Source organism: Okeania sp. SIO2C9 (assembly GCF_010672455.1).
Taxonomy (GTDB): Bacteria; Cyanobacteriota; Cyanobacteriia; order Cyanobacteriales; family Microcoleaceae; genus Okeania.
The window spans coordinates 1-22,139 of sequence record NZ_JAAHGO010000109.1; the positions used below are offsets into that span (position 1 = coordinate 1).

At 38.8% G+C, this 22,139-nt stretch carries 27 protein-coding genes; 23 read left to right on the forward strand and 4 right to left on the reverse strand.

What is annotated here, in order from left to right; genetic code table 11:
- The first annotated feature begins 188 nt into the window (after positions 1-188).
- Positions 189-737: a hypothetical protein gene (locus F6K23_RS36780; protein WP_293165587.1), complete on the forward strand. Its 549-nt coding sequence runs from the start codon at positions 189-191 to the stop codon at positions 735-737.
- A 129-nt stretch (positions 738-866) separates the two neighbouring features.
- Here the strand turns inward: F6K23_RS36780 and F6K23_RS36785 are convergent, their stop codons facing one another.
- Both F6K23_RS36785 and F6K23_RS36790 read right to left on the reverse strand, forming a co-directional pair.
- Entirely contained in the window at positions 867-4,547 is a 3,681-nt protein-coding gene (locus F6K23_RS36785) for a DUF3854 domain-containing protein (protein ID WP_293165589.1), read from the reverse strand.
- Between the two features lie 593 nt (positions 4,548-5,140).
- Positions 5,141-5,350 carry a hypothetical protein gene (locus F6K23_RS36790; RefSeq protein WP_293165591.1) on the reverse strand — a complete coding sequence of 70 codons (210 nt, stop codon included), beginning with the start codon at positions 5,348-5,350 and terminating at the stop codon, positions 5,141-5,143.
- 216 nt (positions 5,351-5,566) lie between these two features.
- Between F6K23_RS36790 and F6K23_RS36795 the strand changes: the two genes are divergently transcribed.
- From F6K23_RS36795 to F6K23_RS36890, 20 genes are all read left to right on the forward strand, one after another.
- Positions 5,567-5,866: a hypothetical protein gene (locus F6K23_RS36795; RefSeq protein WP_293165593.1), complete on the forward strand. Its 300-nt coding sequence runs from the start codon at positions 5,567-5,569 to the stop codon at positions 5,864-5,866.
- 4 nt (positions 5,867-5,870) lie between these two features.
- The gene (locus F6K23_RS36800; protein WP_293165595.1) at positions 5,871-6,164 is read left to right on the forward strand and encodes a hypothetical protein; all 294 of its coding nucleotides are present in this window, start codon (positions 5,871-5,873) and stop codon (positions 6,162-6,164) included.
- A gap of 84 nt (positions 6,165-6,248) precedes the next feature.
- Positions 6,249-6,410, forward strand: coding sequence for a hypothetical protein (locus F6K23_RS36805; RefSeq protein WP_293165597.1), 162 nt, complete (start codon positions 6,249-6,251; stop codon positions 6,408-6,410).
- Positions 6,411-6,568: 158 nt separating this feature from the next.
- Positions 6,569-6,790 carry a hypothetical protein gene (locus F6K23_RS36810; protein ID WP_293165599.1) on the forward strand — a complete coding sequence of 74 codons (222 nt, stop codon included), beginning with the start codon at positions 6,569-6,571 and terminating at the stop codon, positions 6,788-6,790.
- Between the two features lie 50 nt (positions 6,791-6,840).
- Complete coding sequence (locus tag F6K23_RS36815) at positions 6,841-8,085, forward strand: hypothetical protein (protein ID WP_293165601.1); 1,245 nt, start codon at positions 6,841-6,843, stop codon at positions 8,083-8,085.
- 128 nt (positions 8,086-8,213) lie between these two features.
- Positions 8,214-8,930 (forward strand): hypothetical protein, encoded by a 717-nt coding sequence (locus tag F6K23_RS36820; RefSeq protein WP_293165603.1) that lies wholly within the window; start codon positions 8,214-8,216, stop codon positions 8,928-8,930.
- 12 nt (positions 8,931-8,942) lie between these two features.
- Positions 8,943-9,131 (forward strand): hypothetical protein, encoded by a 189-nt coding sequence (locus tag F6K23_RS36825; RefSeq protein ID WP_293165605.1) that lies wholly within the window; start codon positions 8,943-8,945, stop codon positions 9,129-9,131.
- Positions 9,132-9,297: 166 nt separating this feature from the next.
- Entirely contained in the window at positions 9,298-10,350 is a 1,053-nt protein-coding gene (locus F6K23_RS36830) for a ParM/StbA family protein (protein WP_293165607.1), read from the forward strand.
- Positions 10,350-10,595, forward strand: coding sequence for a hypothetical protein (locus F6K23_RS36835; RefSeq protein ID WP_293165609.1), 246 nt, complete (start codon positions 10,350-10,352; stop codon positions 10,593-10,595). Before F6K23_RS36830 ends, F6K23_RS36835 begins: the two co-directional genes overlap by 1 nt.
- A gap of 13 nt (positions 10,596-10,608) precedes the next feature.
- Entirely contained in the window at positions 10,609-10,770 is a 162-nt protein-coding gene (locus tag F6K23_RS36840; protein WP_293165611.1) for a hypothetical protein, read from the forward strand.
- On the forward strand, positions 10,757-10,942 hold the full coding sequence (locus F6K23_RS36845; RefSeq protein WP_293165613.1) for a hypothetical protein: 186 nt from the start codon (positions 10,757-10,759) through the stop codon (positions 10,940-10,942). The genes F6K23_RS36840 and F6K23_RS36845 overlap by 14 nt, the downstream gene beginning before the upstream one ends.
- A 127-nt stretch (positions 10,943-11,069) precedes the next feature.
- Positions 11,070-11,294: a hypothetical protein gene (locus F6K23_RS36850; protein ID WP_293165615.1), complete on the forward strand. Its 225-nt coding sequence runs from the start codon at positions 11,070-11,072 to the stop codon at positions 11,292-11,294.
- 194 nt (positions 11,295-11,488) lie between these two features.
- Positions 11,489-11,968 (forward strand): hypothetical protein, encoded by a 480-nt coding sequence (locus F6K23_RS36855; RefSeq protein ID WP_293165617.1) that lies wholly within the window; start codon positions 11,489-11,491, stop codon positions 11,966-11,968.
- Between the two features lie 343 nt (positions 11,969-12,311).
- Complete coding sequence (locus F6K23_RS36860) at positions 12,312-13,772, forward strand: hypothetical protein (RefSeq protein ID WP_293165619.1); 1,461 nt, start codon at positions 12,312-12,314, stop codon at positions 13,770-13,772.
- Between the two features lie 33 nt (positions 13,773-13,805).
- Entirely contained in the window at positions 13,806-14,321 is a 516-nt protein-coding gene (locus tag F6K23_RS36865) for a hypothetical protein (RefSeq protein WP_293165621.1), read from the forward strand.
- 475 nt (positions 14,322-14,796) lie between these two features.
- On the forward strand, positions 14,797-15,372 hold the full coding sequence (locus F6K23_RS36870) for a hypothetical protein (RefSeq protein ID WP_293165623.1): 576 nt from the start codon (positions 14,797-14,799) through the stop codon (positions 15,370-15,372).
- A gap of 193 nt (positions 15,373-15,565) precedes the next feature.
- Complete coding sequence (locus F6K23_RS36875; protein ID WP_293165625.1) at positions 15,566-15,859, forward strand: nucleotidyltransferase family protein; 294 nt, start codon at positions 15,566-15,568, stop codon at positions 15,857-15,859.
- A 38-nt stretch (positions 15,860-15,897) separates the two neighbouring features.
- Positions 15,898-16,284 carry a hypothetical protein gene (locus F6K23_RS36880; RefSeq protein WP_293165627.1) on the forward strand — a complete coding sequence of 129 codons (387 nt, stop codon included), beginning with the start codon at positions 15,898-15,900 and terminating at the stop codon, positions 16,282-16,284.
- Positions 16,281-16,622 (forward strand): DUF86 domain-containing protein, encoded by a 342-nt coding sequence (locus tag F6K23_RS36885; RefSeq protein ID WP_293165629.1) that lies wholly within the window; start codon positions 16,281-16,283, stop codon positions 16,620-16,622. Before F6K23_RS36880 ends, F6K23_RS36885 begins: the two co-directional genes overlap by 4 nt.
- A 445-nt stretch (positions 16,623-17,067) precedes the next feature.
- Positions 17,068-17,634, forward strand: a complete 567-nt coding sequence (locus F6K23_RS36890) for a Uma2 family endonuclease (protein ID WP_293165631.1) — start codon at positions 17,068-17,070, stop codon at positions 17,632-17,634.
- Positions 17,635-17,750: 116 nt separating this feature from the next.
- Here the strand turns inward: F6K23_RS36890 and F6K23_RS36895 are convergent, their stop codons facing one another.
- Positions 17,751-18,701 (reverse strand): tyrosine-type recombinase/integrase, encoded by a 951-nt coding sequence (locus F6K23_RS36895; protein ID WP_293165633.1) that lies wholly within the window; start codon positions 18,699-18,701, stop codon positions 17,751-17,753.
- Between the two features lie 144 nt (positions 18,702-18,845).
- Positions 18,846-20,309 (reverse strand): Calx-beta domain-containing protein, encoded by a 1,464-nt coding sequence (locus F6K23_RS36900; protein ID WP_293165635.1) that lies wholly within the window; start codon positions 20,307-20,309, stop codon positions 18,846-18,848.
- Positions 20,310-20,342: 33 nt separating this feature from the next.
- Between F6K23_RS36900 and F6K23_RS36905 the strand changes: the two genes are divergently transcribed.
- Positions 20,343-20,537: a hypothetical protein gene (locus tag F6K23_RS36905; protein ID WP_293165637.1), complete on the forward strand. Its 195-nt coding sequence runs from the start codon at positions 20,343-20,345 to the stop codon at positions 20,535-20,537.
- A 13-nt stretch (positions 20,538-20,550) separates the two neighbouring features.
- Positions 20,551-22,017 (forward strand): Tn3 family transposase, encoded by a 1,467-nt coding sequence (locus F6K23_RS36910; RefSeq protein WP_293165639.1) that lies wholly within the window; start codon positions 20,551-20,553, stop codon positions 22,015-22,017.
- Positions 22,018-22,139: the final 122 nt, after the last annotated feature.

Below are 22,139 nucleotides of genomic sequence, written 5' to 3' on the forward strand. Positions count from 1 at the left end.
CTAGTTGCAATTAATTCTGGCTCAGTTGCAGTTAATCTTGGCTCAAACGTTAATCTAGTTGCAATTAATCCTGGCTCAAAAAGTTCGTTATTGCTGGTCCGGGGCTTTCTTATTGCTGGCCGCTACAGCTAGATTCTGCTTATTGCGGTCGGGATACATATAATACTTATAGGGACAATTATGAGGATTTGACTTTTGATGTTTTTGGTACAACACGTCATCGTAAGTCTGGTTATGAGTTAATTGTTGAGGCGGCTCTTGGGCGTGTTGTGGTTGTTGATAGTTCTTCAACGGATGCTCCTCCTGGTTGGGGCGGTAATTGTCGTCTGGATGTGTCTACTCTTTTAGGTTGCGCTGGTGTGAAGAAGGTTAAGGTTGTTAGGTGGTTTGTCTCTTATGGAGATGGGGATAGTTTGGATGCTTTTGTTAATTCTGTGGATAGATATTCTGATTTTATGAGGAATGTTCTGGTGATTAGAAGAAGTGCTTGGAATTTGTTGGGGCAGTCTCCTTATCTGGAGGCGGTGAAGGATTCTGTGGTTATTGATTTTCCGATACTTGAGGATAGAATTAAATATGATTTTTCAAGGGGTGAGACTGATGATGTGCCTGTCTGTTTTGCTTCCTCTGGTCAGTTTGATGATTTGATTGAGTTTAGCAGGGTTTTTAAGTTGGAAGATTTGAGTGAAGTTCCGGCTAGCAAACAGACCAGTCGCTTCGCCAACTTTTGGAGCTGACTTCTGCATACCGATGCTGGCAAATTCATAGATAGATTAAACGAGCTGCCTGGAGATAAATTACCACTTTGGTCATAGCGAAGCTAGCCACCATCAGTGGCTTGAGTAAATTTAGTCAATTTGGGAGCTTTAAATTGGAATCGGTTCTCGCTGCGATCGCAACTCCTCCCAAAAACTAATCGGCATCGGGGCCATAAATAATTTAATTAGGTCGATAATGGTATCTACTGATACATAATCAAGTATCTGCTTACCATGAAACTCGATCGCTAACTCAATGTTTTGGGCTACCTCCTCCAGAGTTTCGCCCTGTTGGACATATTCATGGAAGTTCGGAAGCCATTTTTCAACAAACCATCCCACATCCTCCGGCAACTCTGACAAGGCTTTTTCAGGAATGTTAGTTTTGCTTAAGTTATTCCAAAGCATTACTAACATTTTCTTGAATCGCACAAAACTCGTGGGTAATAGGTCTTTACAGATTTGAGCTACCCTCCCTCGACTTAGCCCGACAATCTTAGCTATCTGTTCCTGAGTTATATCTTGCTCAGAGGTGATTAAGTCCCAAAAAGTCTCAATAATTTTCCGCTGACTCTGCTGACCTTTTCTAGCTGCCTTTTGACAGAGGTCATAAGTGGCCACTTTTTCAATATCTACACCAGGCAATTTGGAGGCGATCGCTCTCGTTTCGTCCTCTTTCCACTTACCAGGCAAATAAATAGTTAATTGTTCATCAGGTCGGTTAGTGACACGGAGGCGACCTATTACCTGCTCCAAATCAGCTATCCGACGGCGTTTGACATGACGACCGTAATCTCCTGTTAATTTGCTCGGGGTGACAATTTGACCAGTCGTGCACTGCCACTTAGCAGCTAGGGCACCAAGATTTTCGGTGTAGTCACCGATGGCTATCATGGCAGTGCAGTCTAAAAATTGATTGGACCCTCGACTATCATTTCCCCAGTGGCCGACTTTTACAATGTTGTCTGGTAATTTGTGGGAGTAGGCATGAGCTTTATAGTCTATCAAGCCGATTTTTTCACCTTTGTGATTTTCGGCTATTTGATTAATAAATGCTGTTATTCGTTCGGTTTCAGTGTATTGAGACCCGTTGCGACGTTGATTACTAGCATGACCAAAGTCAGTTATAAATTTAAGGGTTAAGTTGCTGTGGTCTTTTTCAGGGCTAGAAAAGACTAATATGGGTTCGTCTTTGTCCAGGTTGAGATTACGCCTTAAATCTGCAACGTCTTGGGTTGTATCTAGGAATGTCACGACTGCTGCTGACTTAATAATGTCTTGGTGTCTGTACCAAGGTTTTGTTATTGTTAGACAGTTTTTGTTCAAGCTTAGACTGACTTTTCTATATCCATTGATAACTTTGAGAATAGGGGATAAAAAGTCTAAGGTATGGTTTAGTTCTAATGCTTCTGTTTTTTCACCAGGAGTCATTCCTGAATCTATAATTTCATCAAAATTAGTTTTCAGCAGTTTTTGGCATTCTGCTATTAAGTTGTCAAGAGAAGGTATGGTGGGTAATATTTCTCCTGTTGGTTTTTCTTCTACTGTTGTTATTTCTCTGGTGATGGGGTCGTGGTTTACTTTATATATATATTCGGATTCTCCCCATAAGTTGATTTGAGGATTTACGAGTTCTGAGCTGTATATTTCCTCAATTATGGCATTGAATTTATCCTTAGCAATATAAGTTAAATATTGCAGGTATTTTTTTTCTGATGATAACCATTCATTTTTAGGAATGCTAAACTCGGCGAGTTTTTCCATTACTTGGAAATGGTCAGACCCATGTTTATTGGCAGGTTCATAGTTATCTATAAGAGCATAAATTTTCTGACATATTTCTTGTAGAACTTTAGCTAATTTCTGATTTTCTAAGGATGCCAGTTTCATGTTTCCTCTGGCGATGGCATCTTGAGTTATGCGTATAGGTTTGGATGGTTCTAATGTTTGGTCAATTTCGTCAACTATTAAAGCTGTAGGTACATCAAATTTGTTGAGTCCGTTTAGGTCAGCTCTAATATCAGGATGGTTAGGAATTTCTCCTATAACATTACCGTTTTCATCTTTGATTTTTTCTGTGCCTAGAGTATTTTGTCTTTCTTCTAAATACTCACAGCCATTCTTAAACTTGGGGCAAGTCTGACAGATTTTGCTTCCTTTTCCAGAGAAAGCATTTAATTGAAGTTCATAAGCTGTTTTGAATAGTTTATGTTCTACACAGGGCGGTTTTACATCTGGTAGTGTTCCTGAAGGTGTAGGTACTTGATGGGGGTTGTCTAGTGGGGTTTTCTTGCTGTAATCGTAAGTTAATCCGCTGTGTTTTGCTATTAGGTCTTTACGATGTTCAACACTCTCAACTGTGGGGTTACGGTGGTTTGTGGCTGCAAAGACTGTTCGTTCTATTCCTTCTAGTTTATTTGCTTTCAGAGAGCCGTAAACATGAGATTTACCTTCCCCACAATCATGTTTATCTAATATCAGAGTCCATCCTTTGGCGTACGCTTCTCGCATTGGAGCATCTCCCCATACTCTCAAATCAAATCTGATTTCAGGTTCTTTGATTAACCAATTTTCGGACTCCAATAACTTTTTATATTCGGAGTAGGTGGGGATGCTTCCAGGTCCAGTGTATTCAATGTAAGGGCGACCTAGTTTGAGTGGTGGCTTCCATAAGGTAATGGCACTACTGCTAGCATTCTGCTTTTTGATATCTGTTGCAGACATCAAAATGGCTATGCCTGCTTCGACTTCAGGTTTGACTGTGGGAGAGAGTTTTTGGATTTTTCCACCAACAAACTTGGCTAATTTACTAGATCCCCTAACCAAGCCAATTTTTTCCCACCATTCCTGTTTGGAGATTACTTTTCCACCGTTGGGATGATGTTGATCTCTGTAGCTTTCCCAGGCGATCGCACTAGAGATAATCTGGCCAATATCTCCCCCGGCTACAACATAATCATCAATGGCATTCTTGCCATTGGCCATTGATGGTAGCATTCCGACTCGGACTTTACACCCTGATTTGGCCAATAATTTGGCCGTGGCGACGGTGGCTTTATAGACGTTAATTTTTGTTTTGAGCTTGACGTCATGGTCGAAAATTATCTTTACTGGCCTTTTTTCTTGAGCAAACAGGGCCAAATCTGGGATAAGGCTTTCGTTAATTTTTGTGAAGTCATCGTACCTTCTGGCCATCCAGATACCGGGTAAGGGTATGGCCACATATCCGAGGGACAATAAGCACCCGGCCTTTTTCTCTCCCTCAACGAGGATGATTGGAATTTCTGGATGTTGTAGGACCCAGTGCCAAAATCCACCGAGGTGCTGTTTTTCCTCTGCTGAGATGGGGATGCCGTACCGCTGGCTTATTTTCTCCCAGAGCTGATCGAAGATTTGGAGCAGGACTAGCCTACTTGCTATTCCAGCGGGCGATCGATACTTGGGCGCTTTTTCTTCTTTCCCTGATTTGTGGTTGAAATATGCCTTTGACAGTGGAGTGTCGGGGTCTGGTTTGAATCGGCCCCATTCCATGACTTCCCAGGTGAAGGGGTCGATGCCAGAGACCCACCAGCCAGAGGTTTCTAGGCAGTTGTCAAATTGCCTAACTCCAGAAGCGTCTAGCCTTCCTGAGTTGATGCGTTTGGGGTTGGGATGAAGCAGGTCAAAGAGTAGGGAGGATGGGCTGTATCCTTCTACTTTGTTGATGCTGTGGACGTTGAGATTTACGATTTCTTGGAGGACTGCGGACTTTATGACCCATTCGGCCAAATGTGTTTGATTTATGTTCATGGCGGTCTACTGATGTTGTGATGTAGGCCGGATGAGTTTCAAGCTAGATATGTATTGCCTTTAAATTCTAAAAAGTTTCATTTTTGTACATAGAAGTGTCAACGCGGTACATAGAAGTGTAGTTGCGGTAACATATTGGTACAAATTCAGTTGACTATATCTATATATAGTTGCTAGAATTTAACGGAAGTTAATTTTTCAAGGTTATCTGACTCAAACGGTCTAAATCGTTGTCTAGCCTTGGAAGCTAAATAGACCTGTTGCTTTGGCTCCAGGTTTAATACATGAGTAAAACTCATTCGAGCCTACTCCAAAGAAAATCGCGAAAAGTTTCTCAGGCTGTGACGCGGTTTTCTTTGTGTATTTATTCTAATAAGTTACTACGAAATTCTTGATTAGTGGATACTTCACTACATTTTTGCTAGAGTAACAAATATTTAACTAAGGTTGCTTCAGATAATGTGAATAAAGGTAAGCATTAATCACCTTCAAGAGATTGGTCGGTGGCAAGTCTAATGAATGCTTCTTCAAAACTAAGGCCATTTTGTGCAGCTAAGAAGTAAGATAAACTGAAAGCTTTGCGACGTATAAGGTTACTCTGATTTTTCCTTTTCTTTCTGTTCCCTAGCAGCGATTAATTTTTTCACCACTTCTAATTTATTAGTCTCTTCAAGGGCTGAGGATATCCCCTTCTCCATCAAAAAAACACAAGCAGATGACTGAGATAGTCCCTTCTCTTTTGCCATCAACATTACTACCTCGTGAACATGGTCTGGTACTGTTATAGAAAAATTAGCAGACATACTAAATTATTTTTAGAGTAAAAATAGCTAATTAAGGTTGATAAATAAACTGGTACTATTTATATTAGTATCAGATTCCAAAAAAAGCAATAGTGAAGCGGTTAAGTCGTGAGAATTGACTTATTGGAATCTAGAAAATGGTCGGGATGAAGCAGGACTGGAACTCCGGCAACACCCCTAGCCCCAAAGTTACACGCAATAACTAAGGACATAACAATGACATTAGCTTTAGAACGGCCAAGTCGTCAATATGATGACTTATTGGTCAAAGACATTAAATTTTTAATAGAAGGACTTGATGAAAACATCTACAACATCATCAAGGACTATCAACCACTAGACCAGGTTGAATATATTCTCGTAGACAGCAGAAATTATCATTACCAAATAATGTTGCATGACTCTGGAAAAGTTGAGTTAATGCGACAACAATATTTGAGCGATAACAGATTAGGTGAACCCTACGAAGTAGAAATCGTAAACATTCCCCAGTTTGTATGTTGTTTATTAGGGTAAAACAATGACACAACAACAAATAGCAACATCACCAGGTCTGTTAGAACAGCTCCAGGAACTTCTGCAACATCCAGATTTTGGGTTTGACGTAGAAGTAGAAAAGTTACCGGATGCAATCATCTACACCTTTGACACCGAACGCTCAAACTTCGACTTAATCCTGGAATCGCAGTCAGCCACACTATTTCAATATGATTTCATGCAATCACCAGATGGTGAAATAGATGACTTTGATGTTGAGTTTACGCAAGCACATCAAATAGAGTCGGTGCAGCAATTTCTCAACTTACTCAAATAACAACAATCAATAAACACCTTAAAGCAAGGCTTACTTAGCCTTATGGAATTGTTGTACCAAATTTCCCAATAAGGAGTGTAAGTAATGTCAGACCCCAACTATATCAAGAAGCAAGCGATTAGAATGCAATCAGCACAGCATCCAAGAGCCAAAGAAGACGCAGGATGGCGCATTTTATCGAATGCAGATGAACCAGGATTATCTGATGATGGCACTCTTACCCCTGAACAAATGCAGAAAGCATAAAGCATAGCTAGAGAGGCATTGAAAGATGCTTAACCTATTACTTTTCAGCATCTTCGCCTCCCTATCCTGGCTAGCTGCAATTGAAATTATCTGTGCCCTAACCTAACCTAAAAGTCCCTAGTTTCAACAGCTAGGGGCAATTGCACTCAAACATTACTATGAAATCATTACTCAAACCAATCCCAGAAATAGACCCAATAATACTACTAAAAGAACCGTACAACTTCAAAGAATCGGAACTAGCAGCAGCCCTCGGATGCTCAATTCACAGCGTTGCATCATGGCGCTATAACCGCCGTCAACCTCAGACCTGTATCAAAAAACTAGCAGCAGTTGTACAGAGAAAAGCAGATAAGCGCTTACACAAACTGAATTCTTAAGCTCCCGTTCCACTTCACAACATAAAAACACAAACACTAGGAGACTAAAAATGTTATTTTTCCTCAATCCCGTTACCAATCTAGTAGACTCTTTAAGCCAAGAAAAAGTCCTCACTAAAGCCTACCTCGGTTTATCTGAATCTATGACCAAACCCATCACCAACTCCGTAGGAGAATTCAGGTTCTACTATAGCCGTTTCCTCGGTTACATCATCCACAACCTTGAATCTACCATTGCAGAGATAGAAGGTAAGGCGATCGCAACAGCCACAGTTCCAACACCAGAAGCTTTGGTTATTGAGCTTCCTCAAATCTCATCAACATCTCAACCCCCAGAAATCACCAACACAGAAATAGTAGAAGCTGGTGAAACAGAAGAGGAGGAAGACTGGCCAATACCAGAAAAACCAGAACCCACTACCTCACTCAAAGACAGAATGCTAACGTGCAAATGCCAGCAACAACTAGAAGCATTCAAAGTAGAAATCGGAACACAAAAAGCAACTGAGCTATGGGAAAACCTAGACATTTTAGAACGCAACCACATCAAATCAATCAACTTATCTCCCAACCCTACCAAAGCACCCGCAACTACAGGCTACCTATTTCAGTACACTGATGGGGAGAAAAACAAGCACAAAGCACAACTCATCGGACACTACCTCTATGGTGAACCTCTCAAAGATAGTGAGCGCTCAATCTTGATTATGGGGGAACTAAAGCCCATAGTAGTTAGAAAATCTGCACTGAGGCCCTACACTGCAAAAGACCAAAAACCTTTATTCTCAGGCGAACTCGAACAGCTACAGCACTTCCTCACTAAGTCACAAACACAAGATGATGATGAACCAACAGCAGAGACAGTCGCAGCCAATACATTGGCAGGAGTTGCACCATCCCCAAAGCTCAACAGTGGTTCAGAGACTGGAAGCAAGCCAGATTCACAGCTCTTAAAGCCAAACGTAGGAGTGCAAATAGAATTAAATCTTCAAACTCCTGAACCTAAAGAGCTACCTCCTACCCCTACTCCTGCACTCGAAGTAATTGCTAGTGAGCTGAAAAGATTCCACCCCCAAAACTCATTAACATTTGCTTATGAAACTACCCTTCGCTCGACATTCCTGACAATCAAACATGGTGACAGCGAGGTAGCTTGTTTTGAGGACGATGGAAGCGACATTTATGAAGTTGGTAACAAAAACCTAACCTTTCATGGATTCACGCAAGAGCAAGTATCAAAAGCCTATGATGCGGGTGAGGCTGTACTGGAATCACTGAAACAAAAAAAAGCATAGCATCATCTGGAGAGGTACTGTCCTCTCCTACTACAGGGGATGATTCAGATGATGACTACTATCAGTACAACGTTACAACAGAGCAACTGGACTTAGCTTGCAATATAGACGATGATGACCCTAGTTGGATGGATGCAATCAAAGCTGAAATAGAGAAGCTAGAAGGCTTTCAAGTAGAGCATGATGAGATGATTTTCAAGGTTTGGCATTACGGGACTGAAATTGGTACAGCATACCACTATGGCTCCTACTTGGATATCACCCCTAGCTTAATTAATGAGTTGGAAAAATACGACCTCAACTTAGAAACCTTCATGGCAGCATCGGACATCAACTATAAACTCATAAAACCGAAGTCAATCAAACATCCAAAAATCAGACCAGACCTGCACTATAACATTACTTGGACAGGAGACCACATAGGCACAATCAGCGACAACAATATCACCTGCTGGTTTTCCTATAACCAGACAAAAGAATGCGAACACATAGAGTTGATATATAAAAATCGTCCCTGTTGTAGTGACTGGCCAGACTACTTGAACGGTGAACTTAAACCCTGGTTTGACGCCTTATGGCACGACATCAAAACCAACAACCGTAAACCAAGACGATTCAACTTAGCACAGCGCATAGGTTCCCATCTACCTTTGGGATATAAAGCTTACTCAGACGGATTCAACAAAGCAGAAGTTCAACGAACCAAGAAAAAATACGCTTACATGACACAACGAGGCGAACAATATATCATCTCCTTTCAACCCATACCAAAAGAGCATGATATCAGTACAGAAAGCTTAACTGAAGCGATCGCCCTACTGCTCAAAATGATTAACAACCAATAAAGGCAATAAATAATGAAAATACCAGAATTACACCCCAAACTACTACTATTCCCACCCTACAATCTATCCGACGAACACCTAGCAGAATTAATAGGAGTATCGCTACCCGCCATCAAATCATGGAAATATGGAACGCGAGTACCCCAAACAGCCATCAAAAAATTATGCTATCTAGTGTCACTGCAACTGCAACAAAACTAAGCCAAACATTAACCAATGTCCCTTTCTTTATCAACAAGAAAGGGCATTTTTTTTGATTGATATTAAAAAGTATACACAGTATAGTGACAAGAATTAAAACTGTCTGCAATCATATCAATATGAACAAGCGTCACACATTAAGGACAAACAAGGACGATAAATCAACATGATAGCAACCTATGGAATCACAAAACAACCACAACCAGACACAGGTGGAACAATGCAGACACTTTTAGGATTAGACAGTGGCAACGGATTCATCAAAGCCATAACAGACAAAGGAGAAAGAGCAATTTTACCATCAATAATTGCCACCCCCTCAGAATATTTTGATGGTGGAGTAGTTGCCCAAAATGGAGTCAGTGTGTTATATGCAGGCGGTTCCCGTTCAGACCTGGTTGGCAAACGAATCTTAGTTGGTGACATAGCCTATAATGCAGCTCCACTCAATCACATCTCCATAGCCAAACACCCACAAGCAAAAGCTGATTATGCACTGGAATTATTATTAGGAGCAGTCGGACTACTACCTCAAAGCGATCGCTTAATCATCCCAGTAATTTCAATCCACGACAGCAGTACCTTTGGAGACCAAATCAAACAACAAATAGAAGGTACTCATCGGGTGGTTTATGACGCTCAAGGACTAACCATTGAAATTAAAAATACTGCCATATCACCAGAAGGAATGGGAGTTTACTATTACCTTTTGAAGACCAAAAAAGTTAGTTTAGACTCCCTAGTTCTCTTATTAGATTTAGGTTTTGGCACGAGCATCTATACCGCATTTATCCAAGGCAAAATTCTAGATAGAAAAGTGTTCCGGTGGGGAGTAAGAGATTTATTAGGATATATTGCTCAAGCACCAGCACTAAGAAAAGCTTTAAGTGGTGTAGAAGGCGACACTCAAGTAATCAGAAGTGCTATTGAAAACAAAACTTATTCTTACCGCACAGAAGATGGAGACTTTGATTTCAGAGACCAATATCAGCAAGCATTAAATACCTGGGCAACCTCTAACCTCAAACAAGCACTGGATGTAATGCGCCCTCGACTACCAAAAGCAAATCATTTATTTTTAGCAGGAGGAGGAGCAAGTCTACCAGGAATAGCCAAGTTCTTCACCAAAAAAAAGTTTGAAGTTTTGGAGAACAATCAAACTATAAATGCTCTTGGTTTATTAGCAATAGCTAAAAGCAGAAATGGAGGTAAAAACTAATGACAGATTGGTCACACCGTCGGGTAGCAGTCAGGCCAGACCAACTTCCCTTCCTTAAGAGAATTGCAGCGCAACTAGAAACAAACAATCTTTCAACTGTGGTTAATTACTTACTTGATGACTACAAAATTATTAAGCAACAACCAACAATATTGCCGTCAGTAGTTAATGAAAATCAGTCATCAACTCAGACAGATGATGATGAGTTTGAGATTGATTTAAGTAGTTCTAATTTTGCTGAATAATTAGGAGTAATTTATGTCTAATGAATTTGATTGGCAAGAATTATATCAACAAAACAAAGAGGCGATAGCCATTCTAGAAGCCATTCTTTATTCTCTCTATCAAACAAGAATTAAAATCAAATCTCAACTACTAGAACAGGCATTAAATCAAGGAGTAAATCATGCAGATAATTAAAGTTTTAGGAGTACGAAAAGATGGAATTGATAAGTGGTTTAATTTCAGCAATATCACTCCCAAACAAGCTCAACTAGCTGTGGCATCTCAAGGATATGAACCACTTTTATGCAGGAAATATCGAAGGACTCAGATGCCTTTGAAATACTTAATAAATTGGAAAATTAAGTGAGACGTTTACTCTCAGTAATCTGATTAACAGTTATCCTTTTTTATAAGATTGCTGACTATGAAAATAATGGGAGGAAACCAAGCAAATCAAGAAACAATATAACCAGGGAAAATAATAGGAATTAACCATGTTTAAACCACGACAAAAAGAAGTAACTCAAGAGGACATAGATTTTCTGAAAAAATATCACCAAAAACAACTAGAAACGAATGAGAAAAAGTACGCAGAATGGCAGTTGGAGTTGGTTTTTATCGTCGGTCTCCTCTGTGGAGGTCTGATGATGGCAACTAGCATTGGCACTTTACAATTCATAGAAAATAGCAGAAATATTCAACAAATTGAGAGGTCTTAAAATGAATCCGATTAAAGCAATCGCAAAAGCAACGTTACGACTAACAATGAAACCACCGAAAATTAGCGACAACCTATGTGAACCACTTGAAACCACCGAAAATTAGTGACAACCTATGTGAACCACTTAAAACACCCAATGTTAGTGACAATCAACAAATTCAGCCAAACAATAAACGATAGGAGAAATTAAAAATGTTTAATTACCGACAACCTAAGCAGCCAAAAACTATGATAACACCCAACAATTATGGTTATTCGCACTGCTTCATCGATGACGATTCTCAGATGGTCTTAGAATGGGAACAAAACGGCTGCATCCCCACACCAGAGCTAGCTGCCAAAGCCAAAAATGCAGCATCATCAAGAGGCAAAAAAGCAGCTATGAGCAAGCAAATTAGACGTGATTTAGCCAAGGTTAGCAAAGCTAATGCTGAAATCATCAAGAACTTCGCAGCAGCTAAAACTACCACAGCACAAGGCAACAAAAGACAATTTGATAGTTATAGCAATATGTTCTCTAGCATGGATAAACTTGATGCTGACTACGAATTATCCAAAGCTAGAAGAAATCAAAGATTAGCTGAAATTAAAGCATCATATCAAGATTCTGTAGCCAACTTGAGAAGCAATTCAAATCATCGTCAAAGAGCTGCTACTGCATCAAGAAAGTAAGCCAAATAGGGGGTGTATTTTAAACATACACCCTTAAGTACAACAACAATTTTCTCACTTAATTTAATAAAAATACCATGAATATCAACAAGATTATTTGGTATGGCTCCTTGACAATTCTCTCAGCTTGTTCATCCGTTTTTCTCAGCCAATTAGTAATAATGATTCCAGAATTACGAGTGCCCTACATTATCGGTATATTATGCGCTGTCTGGTTTTTCAAGAGCCAGTGGGATGAAGGTTTCCGACAAGCAATAGCCAATCTTCTAAACATAGATGAAGGCGAATATATAGTAATAATTTTCTTCATATTAATAGGCATTTTGATAGGAGTTTTACCAACATGGATAAATACAATCCTTTGATATATTTACTAGGTGCTGGTGGCTGTTTGCTCCTAGCACTTCATGGTAAGCAGTCACATACAGGAGCAATGGCAGCATCATTAGGTGGTGCGATATTAGCTCAACAGTGCATGAGTAAAGCTTCTGAGCGGTTTATAGATGATGAGATTAAGGTCATCCTCCGTAATACTGAGGTAGCCAAATATGAACTAATCGCACAATCAGAATTAGCTGCATTGTTGCCACAGGAGGTACAAGAGGAGGTACAAGCTACTGTTGTTGACATACAAGCAACTGAAACATCACCAAATACATCAAAAAATAGCTTTTATTATGACTTCTCCAATCTGCCTTCTGAAGGTAATGGAGTGCTAGTCGGAGCAGGTCCCGGGTATGGTAAAACTTCAATGGTGGCGGGCTTTTTCGTACCTCTTTACACTCAAAAATCACCAGCAGAAGTAATAGTTTTAGACCCTGACTCTAACGTAAATAGATGGGATAAATGGGGATATGAAAGAGCATTAAATGACTATGATGAAATCTTAAAATGTCTCCAATGGTTTGTTAGTGAAAAAGAACGTAGAAAAAAACTTAAAGACTATCAACTCAAAAAAGAGCATGATTTAATTTTAATTTGGGATGAAATTAATGATTGTCGTCGTAATTGGAATAAAAAAGACCAGGAAGAAGCAGCTAGATGTTTAGGTATTTTACTCAACTCCAGAAAATACAAAATAACAGTATTTGCCATGATGCAAGATGCCAATGTAGAAGCCATTGGGATTAGCAAAAAGTGTAAAGACCAAGCGGTGATTATATTATCAGGAAAAGCTACCCTAGATGAAGCTTCAGCAAGTGGAGTTAAAGTTAAAGATAGTCGGTATATTGAGTTAGCTAATACTGGTTATCCTTGCGTTGTGACTGGTGCTTTGTCTTTCAAGTTAGCCATTCATCCAACCCACGGGCATCACTCAGAATATGAGAGAACTGGAAAACCACCAGCTAATATTATGAAGCCGATAATATCAGATAAACAAGTTATACCTTTTGCCAGATTTTCTATCAGTAATTCAGAAGCAAAAGAAGCTGATAATGGAAATAATATAATTCACACAGAGACTGGCAGATTTGACCTAAATAAAGAGGGTGCTAGTGATGAGGGTGAAGGTGAGGAGGTGAGTGAGACAGCACCTACCCCGCACCCCGATGCTGAAAAGTTAGAGGGTATATTCAGTAAAGGTTATAGCGATGTAGCACCCTCAGCACTCATACCCGATGGATGGGTAGCTGCTGACCCTCTAGCGGGTTATTTATCTACTGAGGTGCGGGGGGTGCTAGTCTCACTTATTAATATTAATTGTGGCAAACAGAAGGCTATAGAATTAGTGTTTGGTGTGAGTAAGGGTGGGAACAATAAATATAAGGCTGCTAGGTACTGGTACGAGGAAGTAAAAATTTAAATTAAAGGAAAAAAGTAATTAGGAGTAAATAAGATGACTATCAATTTAATTAAATCTAATTTACCTAAAGTAGAGAAGTTTATTAAGATTTTAAAGCCTCTTAGTATTGGTTGTGGAGTTGTGGCGATCGCTCTTCTGGCTATCTACCCATTAATGAGTAATAAGTCTGTGGAGAAGGTGGAGGAGAAAGTAGAGGAAAAGTCTACGGTTTTACCCCCTGCATCTTACACAATTATTATGGGAAAAAAGGATGATGAGGTGATTCTTAGATTCCACAATCAAAATTCAGAGTTACATCTGAAAAACATAGATGCCATTGAATATAATTGTTTGCTCAATGGTGGTGGGGTAAATTGTGTATTGGCTGAAGTTTATCAGCCTAAAATAGAGGTGGTGGAGCCTGAAGTAAAACCGACGGCAAAAACTGAAATTAAGCGTCAAACTTGGAAGATTCCAGATATAGAAGTTAGTCGAAAAACGATAGACAATATTATGGTTTGTGGTGGTGTTGTTTTGGGTTTATTGTTAATTAATAAGTTTAGAAAGTAATCAATAAAAAGTTTTAAGTAAATTTCTGAGGTTGTTTTTTAGATTTGACTAAGTTAAAGCTAAAAAACAACCCTGGCAGGAGTTTGAGGACGGCCAAGAGTCCTCACCTGTTCGCGATGTTCCGCGAACAGTCTTCGTTGACTTTATATAGCTTCAAAAACTTTTAAAATAGTAAATATTAATAATATTAACAAGCGCTTCAGCTATTAGACATAGAAGTTATTCAAAAAACGATAGATAATATTATGGTTACTGGTGTAGTTTTGGGTTTATTATTAGTTAATAAATTTAGAAAATACTAAATATAAATTAATTCCTAGAAGCTTCAAAAGTTCTGGGAATTTTTTTATTATTTGATATTAATTTATGCTCAACACGAGGACTTAATTATGGCCATTTTTAACGAAAATATTGTACTATGTACAGTGACAACAGTACTATATACTGTACATAATACAGTACAGCAAACAGAACAATGAATGTCCAGGAATTACTATTAAGGTACGACTTAAGCTCTCGTGCCGCACTCTACACTCGTCTAAAAGTTTTAGGGTTTGAATTGGCTAAAGATGAGAATGAAAAAGCTTTTGCTACTCCAGAACAATTGGTACATCTAGACCAACTACACGAACATATTAAGGCCGGAAAGAAAATGTCCACTTTTGTTAGGCCGTCTCAAGTCGATGTAGTATCAGCTAAAACTGTACAGTCCAGTGTACACAGTACAGAACAAAAAAAGGCTAAAAAGGGGCTTCTGACTGAACAGCCCACAGTACAGGGTGCAAATGCTGAAGTTCTTTTAGAAAGTTTAGTGGGGGTGATTATTAATAATCTTAATCCTCCGAAAAATCCATTAGAAAAAAATAGAGCATTAAAGGAATGTGAACAAGAAAATTTGCTTTTGACTACTAAAGAGATTGAGGAAATAGTCGGTCGAAAACCTAGAAAAATGAAAGGAGAAAATTACTGCGTTATTGGTGGTTGGAAATTTGTAGCAAAAGGGCGATCGGGAAATCAGACTCTTTGGCAAGTTGAGAAGTTGGAACTTTGAATTAGGCGCTCAATACACAGGCATCAAATACATATATATTGATAGCCCGATAATAGTTACAAAAATAAGGACGCAACTTGACAGGCATTAGCATATCTAGTTAAGCTGTGAAGCAGCTTAACCAAGCAAAAATAAATAAAAATTTAAAATAACGTATTATAGAGGTATAGCAATAAGTTTAAAGGAAAAAGTTATGAAGCTTAAACAATTACTATTAGAAAAGCGAGAAGAAATTCTTCAGAGTGCAGTCAAGCATGGCGCGTATAATATCAGGATTTTTGGTTCTGTTGCCAGGGGTGAAGATGACGAAAAAAGCGATATTGATTTTTTAATTGATTATGATTTAAGCAAAATTAGTCCTTGGTTTCCTTCGGGTTTAATGCAAGATTTACAGTCTATTTTAGGTCGTAAAGTTGATATTGTTACGGTGGAGGGATTGAAAGAACGGATTAGAGAAAGGGTGTTACAGTCGGCAATTAAGCTATAATCTAGGAATGGTTATCTAGAATTAAAGAGGTAACATTAATGAGTTATTCTGTTTTAACTAATATTCTCGAACAATTAGACTCTCTTAGTTTAGATGAAAAAAGAATTTTATCTAATCATCTAGCGTCTTTAAGTGAGCAAAATAAATCAGTTATTAATCGTAGTCGGTTAAAGGTTATTGAGTCTAAAAAAATAGATATTTTAGACGTTGCTAATGATTATAGTGCCTCAAATATTCGTTTTTTAATAGAAGATAAAGAGGTTGTTTTTATAGTAGATTTGGCTAAAAATAGAAGTTTATTTGATTTAGGCGGATTATTGGAAAGTTTACGGGAATTATTAGGCTTTGAAGTGGTTGTCTTTACAGAGTCAATGCTCAAAGAACAGTATCGAGAGTCTATTATTAATAATGCGATTAAGTTATGAGAACGGATAAAATACGTTTACAAGATCTTCTCGATGCTATCTATCAAATCGAAATTTATATAAAAGATGGTAAAGTAAGTTTTTACGAGAGTAAATTGTTACAAAGTGGAGTTTTATATCAATTGATTATTATTGGAGAAGCAGCAGGAGATCTTGATATTAATCTTAGAAATCAGTATCCTAGTATTCCTTGGAAAAATGTAATTGGGATGAGAAATATCCTAGCCCATCAGTATTTTAGAATAGATTTAGATGTGGTTTGGTCAACGGTGACTGCATATTTACCCCCTTTAAAGGAGACAGTACAAGAAATGTTAATCAGTTTGTCAGAGGATTAATCTATGTTTATATTAATCTTTTTACTACCACTTTGAATAGCTGAATTTACAGGGGTTGGGTTATGAGTAATTGTGATTGGTGTCCGACAGGTTGGGAAGTAGTGACTTTGGGAGATTTAGGGGAAGTTAACAGAGGACGTTCTCGATACAGACCTAGATACGCAGAATTCTGAAGTTAGTAGGAAGGTAAAAACAGGTGATTATTGGTAATAGGAGAGTGAAAAAATCGGGGGAGATGACAGTTATTTGTTCAGTGCTGAGTACCCAAGTCGCGATCGCAAGCCTCTTGAAGTTCTCGCAAATTATAATTTGTTGCGTGAAAAAATATACTATGGTTCGTATCAGATAGTGCAGTGTTGTAAAGTTTTGCCAAAGTGCCTCTCACTGCCTGCAACCATATTCGTTGATTAAGTCAATGCTCTACTTAATTAGGAGAATTCTAAGGATGTCCAAGACTGCTATCCAAGAAAAAAAGCTCACACTGGATGAATTTTTGTCATCCCCTTTAGCTAGTGAAAACTATGAATATTTCGATGGAGAATTAATTCAAAAAATGTCACCTAAACGTTCTCATTCCCGTGTCACACTTGCTTTATCCTCAATTCTTGAAGATTGGAATCAAGACAAGGGGGAAGTTGGTATCGAATGGTCTGTTCGCTTAAAACGAAATGACAAAGATTGGTGTCCGATTCCAGACTTACTCTATATATCTTATAATAAGTTAGGGGAGATTGAATTAGAAGATGATGCTTGCCCCATTCCCCCTGAATTAGTCATAGAAATTATATCACCTGCTCAATCTTTTAGTAACCTTAGTGAGAAAGCAGAAGCTTATCTAAAAGCAGGGGTATCCCTTGTTTGGTTAATTGATACAAAAGTCAAAAAAATCACCGTTTTTTATCCTGATTCTCCTCCACAAACGAAGCAAGGGGAAGATAGTTTAGGAAATGATTTATTACCTGAGTTAAGTTTAACTCCTCTGCAAATTTTCCAGAAAGCAAAGTTAATTTAGGGTGAAGTAAAGTTGGCGAGATCTGCCTGCCACCATTAACTTCATCCTGTTAGTCATACCATTAATATAAACTAGTCTGATATTCGTGAAAAACTTTATTGTCGCGAGTTATTGGACTAGAAGTCTTGGCCCATTAAATCGGTCATTTGTCCTTGATAGTCTCTCCTGTTGTCGTCGTAGACTAGGACTGTTTGCACGTTTTTATGGCGGGAAAATTGTTGTACTTTTCTGATATCACCATCGGATTTGTCTAGGCAGTGGGTGATGGCGGAATGTCTGATTTTGTGGGGTGACATGGGTTTGTCTATTCCTAGTTCGGCACTTGTGTGTTTGACTAGGTTGTAAATGGTGTCATCTGCTAGTCTTTCTCCCCTATTAGCAGAGCTTATACTGATAAATAATGGGTCGTTTTTACTGCCTTTTCTCATTAGTAAATAGTCTTTTAATGCTGCGACTGTTCTCTGGTTGATGGTGATGCGTTCTTTGTCTTGTCTGCCTTTGCCTTTTATCCATATTGTGCGATCGCTTAGGTTTAAGTCTCCTATATTAATGGCTACTACTTCACTCCGGCGTAGGGCGTTATCCCATAGTAGTCTTAATATTGCGTAGTCTCTTTTTCCTTGGAAGTTATTAGTATTTGGCGACTGGAGTATTTGTTTGATTTGTGTTGCTGGTAGTCCGGTTGTGTCTCTGTAGGGAACTACTTTGTCGCTTTTTATGTCGGTTAGGTCGTAGCGACTTTTTCCTACTCTTTTTGCATATTTTACTAGGGCTTTTATGGCTGCTAGTTTTCTATTTACTGTGGCTGATTTGAGGTTTTTTGAGTATAACCAACGTCTATAAGTTAGGACTATTTCTTTGGCTCTAAATTCGTCTAAGTTGAGGAATTGTTGGACTATTTCTGGTGTGGGGAGTTGTCCTGTTGCAAAGTTGAAAAATTCTTTTAAGTCTCTTTCGTAGCCATGTCTTGTGGCAGGGGAACGTTTATCTTCTAGTAGGTCTTGAAGAATATTTGTTGGTTGATTTGTTGTAAATAAATTAGAATGAGGGTTGTATTCAATTAGCATTTTTTAAGTTTTAGCTCTGTGGTAGGACTAGAGAGTTGGTAGATAACAGGTTCGGAGTAATTAGACATTTGTCCATATTACCATATACTCTCATCTCCCCCGATTTTTTTCACTCTCCAAATAGCTAGCTTGTCACCCTGTGAGCTATACCATAATTTCCACCTCGGTGAAAGGATAAAAATTTTCAAATAGGGAGGAATCACTAATATTTAGCGAATTAGCAATTCTTGTGTTTATTCTGGGTGTAGACTGAACTATTAACTGTATATCCTCAATTTCTGTGGCACTACCAATACTGACTGACGAAGTATTTGGTGGCAATATAATTGGCGCAACTGTTTCAAATATGCTGAAATCATTATTTTCAAATGTTGGTTCTAAAGTAATTGGAAAACCTATTTCTACACCATTAGTATCAAAAAAACGGACTTGATTATTTACATTTTGTGACGCATATTGAAAAGAAAGGGTAGCTGATTCTGTAGTTTCTGTAACATTAAATACCTCTCCTAAAGACAAAACAATTGATTCTTCACCAGTAATACTATCAGGTGCTACAGAAATTATAGCATTGGGAGAAAATCTAGTTCTGGGATTTTCAGGTATAGATGCTGGGGGAGTAGCGGCAGTTGGTGTTTCTGATGGAGGATCATTATCAAATAATTGTAGTACAGCATTGTTGGGTGTACCAATCATTGCATCTCCACTAATATCAGTTAATAATAAATTGACTGTTTCTGTTACTTCTACTAAATTATCATCAATAACTGGAATTGCAATGCTTTGAGATGTTGTGTCTCCATCTGCAAAGAAAATTCTATTGGGGTTAGGATTGCTATAATCTTGATTTTGTGTAGCACTGCCCTCAACAAGGTTAACTGTGGCACTAATAATTCCATCGCTGCCACCTGTACGGGTGACAGTAACTGTTGCAGTCGGAGTTCCTTCGGTGACTGTAAATGTAGGGTCACTAAATTGAATTGTTCCTGGGTTGGGAATTCGATAGCCAATATTTATGTTATTGAGGGTTTGGTTTGGTAGCAGTTCAACAGTTGGTTCTGGTGTTGTAATTATGGCATTATTTGTTGGAGATACTGCTCTGACTGGATAACTATCTGGTGAGAGATTAGCAAATGTATAACTGCCTGATTCATTAGTGGTGGTTGCTGTTTCTGTTGTATCTAAGATACCATTTTGATTAAGGTCTAGAAATACGGTGACGTTGGCGAGGCCAGTTTCTCCGGTGTCAAATAGTTGGTTGCTGTTGGCATCGTTGAATATTGTACCACTGATGCTGCCAGTGGTAGGGATAATTTGGTTAATATTCGCTGTAATAATGTTTGTGGATATTCCGTCTACTGTAAATGGCAAATTTTCTTCTATTCCATTCATATTTGCACTATGCTGAATATTAAAGCTGCCTGTAATATTGTTATTTCCTGTAGAAACGGGGATATTTTGGGAAATTAAGGCATTGTCAGCATTAAAGTTAAGGGTGATAGGAACCCCTAACCCTGCACCTAGATTTAGCTCAGGAGGTGGAGTTATGAGAATATCAATAGTATCGGTAGGAATACTGTCGAGTACTATTTCGTAACTATCAGTCAAATTATCTACGGTAATATCGGTACTACCTTCAGATTGAGTAATAAGTATGGTGGGAATATTTGGAGGCTCATTAAATTTGATGGTACTAACTGCTGTATTGCTGTTATTTTGTCCATTGTTTATGACTACGTTGATGAGGCGATCGCTAGTATTGGAGTTAGTAGTATTATTATAAAAAATGTTGGCAATTATTTCTTCAGACTCAGCACTGGTGGCACTACCCGTTAGTAATAATTGACCTGTGTTAGGATTGTATGGGGTAACATTTATCCCTGTTTCTGCAACGATATTGAAGGCTGTTTCGTTTAAATCGAGGGTCTCATTGATGCCGTCTAGGGGGTTGGATTTTCTTAAGTCTTTGGAAGGAACTCGAAAAATGGATTTACCAGAAGTTCCTGAAAGTGTTATTACGAGTCAAACTTGGTGGCGATTAATTGCTACAGATAATGGTACTTTTAATCGTAAAGCTTATACTTTTTGTGTGTTGGAACAGTTGAGAATAAGATTACGCCGTCGGGATGTTTTTGTTAGTCCGAGTCGGCGCTGGAATGACCCCAGGGTTCAATTATTACAGGGGGATGCTTGGAAGTCGGCACTTCCTCATGTTTGTCGGACTTTAGACCGTAAAAAGAGTTTTCATCTTGAGTTATCACAACTTCGAGAGCAATTGAATGAGGTTTATTTGAAAACTGAGGCTAATTTTTCTCAAAATGGTGCGGTTCGTTTAGAAATGGTTGATGGTAAGGAGAAGTTGGTACTGACTAGGTTGGAAAAGTTAGATACACCTCCGAGTTTGGTTAGTTTATGGTCGATGGTTAAGGGTTTATTACCTCGTGTTGATTTGCCTGAAGTGTTGTTAGAAATACAGCAGAAAACGGGGTTTGCTAATGCTTTTACTCATTTGAGTGAAGAGACTTCCCGTGTTAAAGATTTAGATATTAGTATCTGTGCGGTGCTGTTGTCGGAAGCTTGTAATATTGATTTGGAGCCTTTAAGTAGGGCTGATATTCCGGCTTTGACTGCGGATAGATTATCTTGGGTCAAACAGAATTATTTACGCCAAGAGACGATTGTTGAGGCTAATGCTTGTTTGGTGGATGCTCAGGCTGAGATTAGTTTAGCACAGGTTTGGGGTGGTGGTGAGGTGGCTTCGGCGGATGGTTTACGTTTTCGGGTTCCGGTTTCTACGTTGAATGCGACTCCGAATAGTAAGTATTTTGGTACGGGGAGGGGCATTACTTACTATAATTTTACTTCTGACCAGTTTACTGGGTTTCATAGTATTGTGATTCCAGGGACGTTACGGGATTCTTTGTTTGTTTTGGAAGGACTTCTCGAACAGCAAACTTCTTTACGTCCAACTGAAATTATGACGGATACAGCAGGATATTCGGATGTGGTGTTTGGTTTGTTTTGGTTGTTGGGGTATCAGTTTAGTCCTCGTTTGGCGGATATTGGGGAGGCTAGATTTTGGCGCATTGATGGTGAAGCTGATTATGGTGTTTTGGATGGTTTGGCCAGAAATCCGATTAATGTTGATTTGATTGAGGAGAATTGGGATGATTTGTTACGAGTTAGTGGCTCTTTGAAGTTGGGAGTGGTTTCGGCTTCGTCGTTAATGCGGACTTTACAAGGTGGGAAGAATCAGAGTACGTTGAGTAAGGCGATCGCCGAGGTGGGGAGGATTGCTAAAACAAAGTATTTGTAGCAGCCAGCAATAAGATTGTCCTCGACCAGCAATAACGATCATTTTGAGCCAGGATTAATTGCAACTAGATTTACTTTTGAGCCAGAATTAACTGCAACTGAGCCAGGATTAAATGCAACCAG

Bases quoted from the DNA above. Each gene is read 5' to 3' on its own strand.
- F6K23_RS36785 (WP_293165589.1), bottom strand. From the start codon at position 4,547: ATGAACATAAATCAAACACATTTGGCCGAATGGGTCATAAAGTCCGCA.
- F6K23_RS36790 (WP_293165591.1), bottom strand. From the start codon at position 5,350: ATGTCTGCTAATTTTTCTATAACAGTACCAGACCATGTTCACGAGGTA.
- F6K23_RS36795 (WP_293165593.1), top strand. From the start codon at position 5,567: ATGACATTAGCTTTAGAACGGCCAAGTCGTCAATATGATGACTTATTG.
- F6K23_RS36800 (WP_293165595.1), top strand. From the start codon at position 5,871: ATGACACAACAACAAATAGCAACATCACCAGGTCTGTTAGAACAGCTC.
- F6K23_RS36805 (WP_293165597.1), top strand. From the start codon at position 6,249: ATGTCAGACCCCAACTATATCAAGAAGCAAGCGATTAGAATGCAATCA.
- F6K23_RS36810 (WP_293165599.1), top strand. From the start codon at position 6,569: ATGAAATCATTACTCAAACCAATCCCAGAAATAGACCCAATAATACTA.
- F6K23_RS36815 (WP_293165601.1), top strand. From the start codon at position 6,841: ATGTTATTTTTCCTCAATCCCGTTACCAATCTAGTAGACTCTTTAAGC.
- F6K23_RS36820 (WP_293165603.1), top strand. From the start codon at position 8,214: ATGGATGCAATCAAAGCTGAAATAGAGAAGCTAGAAGGCTTTCAAGTA.
- F6K23_RS36825 (WP_293165605.1), top strand. From the start codon at position 8,943: ATGAAAATACCAGAATTACACCCCAAACTACTACTATTCCCACCCTAC.
- F6K23_RS36830 (WP_293165607.1), top strand. From the start codon at position 9,298: ATGATAGCAACCTATGGAATCACAAAACAACCACAACCAGACACAGGT.
- F6K23_RS36835 (WP_293165609.1), top strand. From the start codon at position 10,350: ATGACAGATTGGTCACACCGTCGGGTAGCAGTCAGGCCAGACCAACTT.
- F6K23_RS36840 (WP_293165611.1), top strand. From the start codon at position 10,609: ATGTCTAATGAATTTGATTGGCAAGAATTATATCAACAAAACAAAGAG.
- F6K23_RS36845 (WP_293165613.1), top strand. From the start codon at position 10,757: ATGCAGATAATTAAAGTTTTAGGAGTACGAAAAGATGGAATTGATAAG.
- F6K23_RS36850 (WP_293165615.1), top strand. From the start codon at position 11,070: ATGTTTAAACCACGACAAAAAGAAGTAACTCAAGAGGACATAGATTTT.
- F6K23_RS36855 (WP_293165617.1), top strand. From the start codon at position 11,489: ATGTTTAATTACCGACAACCTAAGCAGCCAAAAACTATGATAACACCC.
- F6K23_RS36860 (WP_293165619.1), top strand. From the start codon at position 12,312: ATGGATAAATACAATCCTTTGATATATTTACTAGGTGCTGGTGGCTGT.
- F6K23_RS36865 (WP_293165621.1), top strand. From the start codon at position 13,806: ATGACTATCAATTTAATTAAATCTAATTTACCTAAAGTAGAGAAGTTT.
- F6K23_RS36870 (WP_293165623.1), top strand. From the start codon at position 14,797: ATGAATGTCCAGGAATTACTATTAAGGTACGACTTAAGCTCTCGTGCC.
- F6K23_RS36875 (WP_293165625.1), top strand. From the start codon at position 15,566: ATGAAGCTTAAACAATTACTATTAGAAAAGCGAGAAGAAATTCTTCAG.
- F6K23_RS36880 (WP_293165627.1), top strand. From the start codon at position 15,898: ATGAGTTATTCTGTTTTAACTAATATTCTCGAACAATTAGACTCTCTT.
- F6K23_RS36885 (WP_293165629.1), top strand. From the start codon at position 16,281: ATGAGAACGGATAAAATACGTTTACAAGATCTTCTCGATGCTATCTAT.
- F6K23_RS36890 (WP_293165631.1), top strand. From the start codon at position 17,068: ATGTCCAAGACTGCTATCCAAGAAAAAAAGCTCACACTGGATGAATTT.
- F6K23_RS36895 (WP_293165633.1), bottom strand. From the start codon at position 18,701: ATGCTAATTGAATACAACCCTCATTCTAATTTATTTACAACAAATCAA.